At 65.2% G+C, this 6,101-nt stretch carries 11 protein-coding genes; all 11 read left to right on the top strand.

Annotation, left to right across the window (positions count from 1 at the left end):
• Positions 1-393 precede the first annotated feature (393 nt).
• On the top strand, positions 394-1,524 hold the full coding sequence (locus tag ACLP9N_RS23315; protein ID WP_442409614.1) for a tyrosine-type recombinase/integrase: 1,131 nt from the start codon (positions 394-396) through the stop codon (positions 1,522-1,524).
• 204 nt (positions 1,525-1,728) lie between these two features.
• Positions 1,729-1,929: a helix-turn-helix domain-containing protein gene (locus ACLP9N_RS23310; RefSeq protein ID WP_442409613.1), complete on the top strand. Its 201-nt coding sequence runs from the start codon at positions 1,729-1,731 to the stop codon at positions 1,927-1,929.
• A 131-nt stretch (positions 1,930-2,060) separates the two neighbouring features.
• Positions 2,061-2,225: a hypothetical protein gene (locus ACLP9N_RS23305; RefSeq protein WP_442409612.1), complete on the top strand. Its 165-nt coding sequence runs from the start codon at positions 2,061-2,063 to the stop codon at positions 2,223-2,225.
• 4 nt (positions 2,226-2,229) lie between these two features.
• Positions 2,230-2,541: a DUF2742 domain-containing protein gene (locus ACLP9N_RS23300; RefSeq protein WP_442409611.1), complete on the top strand. Its 312-nt coding sequence runs from the start codon at positions 2,230-2,232 to the stop codon at positions 2,539-2,541.
• The gene (locus tag ACLP9N_RS23295; RefSeq protein WP_442409610.1) at positions 2,538-4,187 is read left to right on the top strand and encodes a hypothetical protein; all 1,650 of its coding nucleotides are present in this window, start codon (positions 2,538-2,540) and stop codon (positions 4,185-4,187) included. Before ACLP9N_RS23300 ends, ACLP9N_RS23295 begins: the two co-directional genes overlap by 4 nt.
• The gene (locus tag ACLP9N_RS23290; protein ID WP_442409609.1) at positions 4,184-4,450 is read left to right on the top strand and encodes a hypothetical protein; all 267 of its coding nucleotides are present in this window, start codon (positions 4,184-4,186) and stop codon (positions 4,448-4,450) included. Before ACLP9N_RS23295 ends, ACLP9N_RS23290 begins: the two co-directional genes overlap by 4 nt.
• A gap of 168 nt (positions 4,451-4,618) precedes the next feature.
• Complete coding sequence (locus ACLP9N_RS23285) at positions 4,619-4,885, top strand: hypothetical protein (RefSeq protein ID WP_442409608.1); 267 nt, start codon at positions 4,619-4,621, stop codon at positions 4,883-4,885.
• On the top strand, positions 4,878-5,153 hold the full coding sequence (locus ACLP9N_RS23280) for a hypothetical protein (RefSeq protein WP_442409607.1): 276 nt from the start codon (positions 4,878-4,880) through the stop codon (positions 5,151-5,153). The genes ACLP9N_RS23285 and ACLP9N_RS23280 overlap by 8 nt, the downstream gene beginning before the upstream one ends.
• Positions 5,150-5,398, top strand: coding sequence for a hypothetical protein (locus ACLP9N_RS23275; protein WP_442409606.1), 249 nt, complete (start codon positions 5,150-5,152; stop codon positions 5,396-5,398). Before ACLP9N_RS23280 ends, ACLP9N_RS23275 begins: the two co-directional genes overlap by 4 nt.
• Positions 5,379-5,684: a hypothetical protein gene (locus ACLP9N_RS23270; RefSeq protein ID WP_442409605.1), complete on the top strand. Its 306-nt coding sequence runs from the start codon at positions 5,379-5,381 to the stop codon at positions 5,682-5,684. The genes ACLP9N_RS23275 and ACLP9N_RS23270 overlap by 20 nt, the downstream gene beginning before the upstream one ends.
• A 15-nt stretch (positions 5,685-5,699) precedes the next feature.
• On the top strand, positions 5,700-6,101 hold a 402-nt coding region (locus ACLP9N_RS23265; RefSeq protein ID WP_442409604.1), incomplete at its 3' end, for a hypothetical protein.

Raw genomic sequence — 6,101 nt, 5'->3', positions numbered from 1 at the left:
ACTGGCACGCCGTAGCGCGCGGCACGTCAGGCAATAACAGCTTCGTGGTCGTGCAGTGCGTCAAGCCCGCTCCACCGCCCGGTATCTTCGGCGGTCTTGTGCCGCAAGTGACCGGGCCGATACCGGCTCCGCCCGGCAGCTGCCAGTAGGGCTGGGCATTGACTTTCTGACATTTTCACGAGCGGCCTGAGCTGCGATAACTGGGTGCCCCCGGCAGGATTCGAATTAGCCGCTGACTATCGGCTCGCCGTATGCTCTGACCTGTGGAAATAGCTGTCTAGCTGCGTGTTTAGCCCCCAGCCGTGTTTGCGTGTGATGACGAGCAGTGACGGGGTGTACCGTAGATTAATCGCACGATAATCGCACGCAACACCCCGACAGGAAGTGCTGCACATGGCGCGCACCAAAGGCAGCCGGGGTTGGGGTCACATTCGGCGGCTGCCGTCCGGCAACCTTCAAGCCAGCTACATCGGGCCGGATCTGGCGCGCCACACCGCGCCGACGACCTACACCAACAACAAGGCCGGCAAGACCCGCGCCGAGGGCTGGCTGGCCGACGAACGGGCAATGATCGAACAAGGCACCTGGACCCCGCCCAAACAGCGCGCAGCGGCCCGCACAGCCCGCGCAACGACCCTCGCCGACTACGCGGCCAAATGGGTCGAGCACCGCAACGTCAAACCACGCACCCGCGACGAGTACACGTCCAAGCTGCGGCTGCACATCGACGACACGATCGGCACACTGGAAATCACCGCCGTCACGCCCGAGGCGGTGCGGAAGTGGTTCGCCGCGCTGGGCACCAAGCACACTCGCCGGAACTCGCACGCCTACGGCCTGCTCCATGCGGTCCTCGCGACCGCGGTCACCGATGGCCTGATCCCGTCCAACCCATGCCACATCAAAGGCGTGATGAACCCCGCGCGTAAACGCGAGCCGATCATCTTGTCGGTGGCTGAGGTCGCCGAACTGGCCGACGCGATCAGGCCGGAGCGACTGAAGGCCCTCGTGCTGCTGTCGGCGTGGTGCGGCGTCCGCTGGGGTGAGGTATCCGAGCTGCGCCGCAAGGACATCGGCGAGGGGTGCGAAATTCTCTACGTGTCTCGCGGTGTGACCCGGCGTGATCGCGAATACCAAGTCGACACACCGAAATCCGGCAAGGGCCGCGCGGTTGTCATCCCGCCGCACATCCGCGACACCCTGAATCATCACCTGGCCACCTATGTCGGAGACGGCGACGAAGCATTGTTGTTTCCGGCTGTGCGCGGCGGTCACATGAACGATCGCGTCTTCAGCCGCGAATACTTCGCGGCGGCACTGCAAGCCATCAACCGCAAGGGTGTTCGCGTACACGATCTGCGGCATTTCGCCGGAACCCAGGTAGCTCGCGTGGGCAACCTCGCCGAGTCGATGGCCCGGCTTGGGCACAGCACGGTCAAGGCAAGCCTGGTCTATCAGGGCATCGTGAGTGGCCGGGACGCCGAGATCGCCGCCGCACTGTCGGAGCTGGCCTCAGCCGAGTAGCCGCTGCCGACACGCCGTCACGCTCGTCACTTCCCCTTACTGTGCGCAGGGGATAGTCTGGTCGCCAGATTCACAAGAGTCAGCCCGGACTGTTTGGGCTGGGCTAGCGCAGTCGAAATGATTGCACGCTCTAGTGCCGAAAGCTCTGCTCCGAAATGGGTGAACCGAGTCAACTCGTGTCCCCACTTTCGGAGGTACATCGGAATGCCCAGTTCCAGTTCTGCCGCCATCGGCGAAGCTCTCGACCTCAAAACCATCCAAAAGCGTTACGGCATCGCCGTCCGCACGTCGCGTGACTGGATTCGGACAGGCAAACTGCCCGCATACAAGGTCAACGGCTCACTGGTGCGTGTGCGTGTCGAAGACGTAGAAGCATTGTTCACCCCCATCGGCGGTGCGTCGTGAGGCCGCCCGAAGTCGGCGATGGCCGGCCCCCCGAGAGGGAACCGGCCAACGTCGAAAAAGTGGGTTACCAAGCCACCAACTACACCAGCACCAGCCACCAGCCAAGTGGTCGGCACACTGCTGATTGTAGCGTGCGGCGGCCCCACACCGGCCGGTACGCCTGCGGGTGGCGTGATGGTTTCCGCGCAGGCGCTGCCGACGCTCTGCGCGTGGCCGGCCGCCGGCTGCCGGTGGAGACCTGGCACACCATCGAAGCGCTCGCCGATGCTTATGAACTGGCGGGCGGCGATGGATAGCGGCGTGTCATCGTCCCAGGTGTCCTGGTGGTCAGTCCACAAATTCGTTGGCGCCGTCCTCAACCAAGTCAACGACTGGCCGACACTCGGCACGCCCGCGTGGTTCGACCTCGACGACAACGACCCGCGGAAATGGGCCGCTCTGCTCGACGGGGCGCAGCACTGGGCGCTGCGGCTAGAAACCTGCCAGGAGGCCCGCTGCGAGGCCAGCCGCGCGGTGTCTAGCGCGGTCGACTGGCCGGCCGTGTCGAAGGAAGCCCAAGACCTCCGCGAGTTTCACACCACGCGGCCCTGGCTGAAGCGGGTGAGCGCATGACCGATGACACCGATCGCTCCGACGAGGTGCGGGAGATGTACGCGGAGGACCAGCCGCCGACTGTCACCCGCGACGGCGGCCGCGTGTGGGTCGACGTACCGCTGGACTCCCCGTACGCGATGCGGATGCGACGGCTCGGCGCCCACTGGGATTCCGACGTCAAGCGGTGGTGGGTCGGCATCGCCAAGGCGGCCGCGCTCGAGGAGCGGCTGAACCAGCCGCTGTCAGAGGAGCCTTACTCTTCTTTTTCTTTCCCCCCGGAAACCGGCGCAACCGCGCAACCGCGCAGGTCAACCGCTATGCCGGGGCTTGCGCGGTTGCCGCGCATCCTCGACGCCGTCGCCGATGAGGTGGCGTCCCGCGGCCTGGTCGGCGAGGAACGGTTAGCGAAGACGCTGTACCTGATACTGACCTCCCGGCTGCTGGACAAGCAGGTCAGCGCCGGGGTGAAGGGTCATTCCGCGTCGGGCAAGTCATACACCGTCGAGATCGTGACCCGATTCTTTCCCACCGAGGCCTACCTCGAATTTACGGGCATGTCCGAGCACGCACTCATCTTCTCCCCCGAGGAGTACGCCCACCGCACCCTCATCGTCTATGAGGTGGTCGCCCTGCGGGAAGGCGTCGAGAACGATCAAACTTCCTACTTCGTGCGGTCGCTGCTGTCCGAGGGCCGTATCGACTATGAGGTGACGATCCGTGGCGCTGACGAGAGCGGTTTCACCACCAAGAAGATCGTCAAAGAGGGCCCGACCAACTTGATCTTCACCACCACCGAGACGCGGGTTCACGCGGAAAACGAAACCCGCATCCTGTCGCTGGCCACCAACGACTCGCGCGAACAAACAGCACGGGTGATGCTCCAACTCGCCGACGAAAGCAACGGTGACGGTGCCCTGGAGGAATGGCACGACCTGCAATGCTGGCTTGCCGGCGCTGTGCGTCAGGTGACCGTTCCGTACGCCCAGCGGTTGGCGCAGCAGGTGCCGCCCGTGGCCGTGCGGCTGCGCCGCGACTTCGGCTCGCTCCTCGCGCTCATCCGCGCCCACGCGGTGCTGCACCAGGCCAGCCGGGAGCTTAACGACGCCGGCCACATCATCGCGACCCTCGACGACTACGCCGTGGTGCGCGACCTGGTGGCCGACACCATCGCCGAAGGGGTCGGGCAGACGGTGTCCGAGACTGTGCGGGAGACCGTAAACGCGATCGAAGCACTCGCGTCCCGCGAGGGCATCATGGCCCGGGCGGTCGCCGAGAAGCTGCGGTTGGACAAGTCCAACGTGAGCCGGCGGCTACGCATGGCCGCGGACGGCGGCTACATCCGCAACCTGGAGGACAAGCGCGGCAAGCCCGGCCGCTGGGTCGTCGGTGACCCGATGCCGGGTTCCGCCGACCTGTTGCCAACCCCAGCGCAACTCGCAACCGCCGACACCCCACTTGACCTGCGCGGTTGCGCGGTTGCGGTGATATCTGAGGGGAAAGAAAAAGAAGACGGGCTCTCGGTTTTGCCCACCGACGGCCACGAACACTCAGCCCACAACGGCAACGTCGTAGACGAACGCTGCACCTGCGGCATGTTCTACGTCAACGCCGGGTATCACCGCGGCGACTGCACCGCCAGCAAACAATCGGAGGTGATCAAGTGATCTGGCCGTGGGGAGCTGGCCGGGCGCCCGCGCTGCGCTGCGACGAGTGCGGTAAACGCATCGGCCAGCGTCGGCTTCATTGCGTACTCGACCCGGCCCGCATGATCTGCGGTAGGTGTTTGGGCAAGCGGCAGTTGCACGCGACCTACTACCCGGACTGCCCGAAGGATTGGCACGACATGTACGACCATCCGCTCTCGTTCGCCACCCGTGCCGCCGCCTGGTTCGTGCTGGACGACCCGGAAAGCCGGCGAACACCATGACCGATCACCCCGTCGCCGAGGTGCTAGCCGATCGCCGTTACGGCGGCCTACGCACCGCCAGATGCCTCTGTCCGGGCTGCGGCCGCACGCATCTTCACCGGTGGCCCACCAACACCAGCACCCCGCTTGTCGGGCCGTGCGGCGCCGTCTACACCCTCGGCGGTCACCGTGGCTGAGGTGGTGGTGTCAGTGGCCGAGGAGCTGGTCCGCAACGGCTCACGCGCCACCGGGCGCGGCCGGAACTGGGCCCGGCGAACACATTGCGAGTACAACCACGAGTTCACCCCCGAGAACACGATGGAGCGGGTCGACTCCTCCGGGCGCCGCTGCCGACAGTGTCAGCGTGAACGCGGGCGGCGTTGGTATCGGGAGAAAGGTGCGGCGTTGCGGGCAGCCCGCCGACGCGGCACCCAAGGAAAGGACAGCCATGACTGATCGCCCGCTGACCAGCATGTGCGATCTGTGCGGCGAACACCCCATCTACGCGGACACCCTCTACTGCATGCCCTGCATCGTCGAGATTCGCGAGTGGTCCAGGTGCCCGGACTGCCTCAGCTCCGGGGAGATCAGCATCTCCGCCCACCAGCCCGGCATCGTGTCCGTGATTAAACACTCCGATACTTGCCCGTTGTGGGCCGCTAAACGCACGGCCGGCGAGGTTCACGAAGTCCGACATCTAGGAAGGAAACAGAAACAACCATGACCGACGACCTCAGCAGAGCCATGATGAACGCGCTCGTGGCCGCAGTGAAATGCCCGGACTGCAACGTCCTGGTGGGCACCGACACCGAGACCGGCCAGACGCGCATCCAGCACGGCAGCGGATGCCCGACGCTGGGCGCCGATAAGCGGGCCGCAGGTGTCGCCAACGACCAACCGCTACACGGAAGTGTGATAATCGAGTTAGACCTACAGGAAGGCAAAGACAATGGGACTCACACCGATTGATGAATTTGACCAGGCCAACGCGGGGCCATGGGATCCGCCGAACTACTCGACCAGCTTGGACGACTGTGTTGCACTGGCATCCGGTATCGGTCGCGGTGACAACGGAATGGATGGCCCGATGCCCTCCAGCGTCACCGTGGTGCACGGCCCGGCGGACGACGATTTGAACGCGCTCTCCGGTGAGCAAGCCCGCTACTCGCAAGCCCTGCGGGATGCGACTTTCCAGCACGACGGCGTGACGTTCAGCCAGGACACCGTAGGCCGTCCTGGCGACATGGCGCTCTAGACAAGGAGAAATGACATGCCAGACACATTGCGGCCTCTAGGCCCAGCCGATCAGGCCCCGCAGAATCGCGACGACGGCCTCGGGACCGCCCCAGGCGACTCCCAGATCGACGACAACACCGGCCAGGACCACGCCGAGCTGAGCAAGCGTGACGCGCGCTACCGGGAACAACGCGACCAGTCCAACGACCTCGCCGCCCAAGCCGTGAAAGCCGCAGCCGACCTCGCCGGCCAGCTCGAAGCGGTCCAGAAGGCACACATCGAAACGTTGGTGTCATCCCGGCTCAAAGATCCACAATCGGTGTGGTTGACCGGGAAACGCCCATCCGAGTTCTTCGCAGACGACGGAACCCCCCTCGTGGATGAACTCGCCGGACACGTCAACGACCTGCTCACCGCAACCAAACCGGCGCCGACG

The sequence above is a fragment of the Mycobacterium sp. genome, assembly GCF_052144515.1.
In the GTDB taxonomy this organism is placed as follows: Bacteria; Actinomycetota; Actinomycetes; order Mycobacteriales; family Mycobacteriaceae; genus Mycobacterium.
The sequence above is the reverse complement of the archived record's forward strand: the minus strand, read 5'-3'. Positions and strand labels throughout refer to the sequence as shown.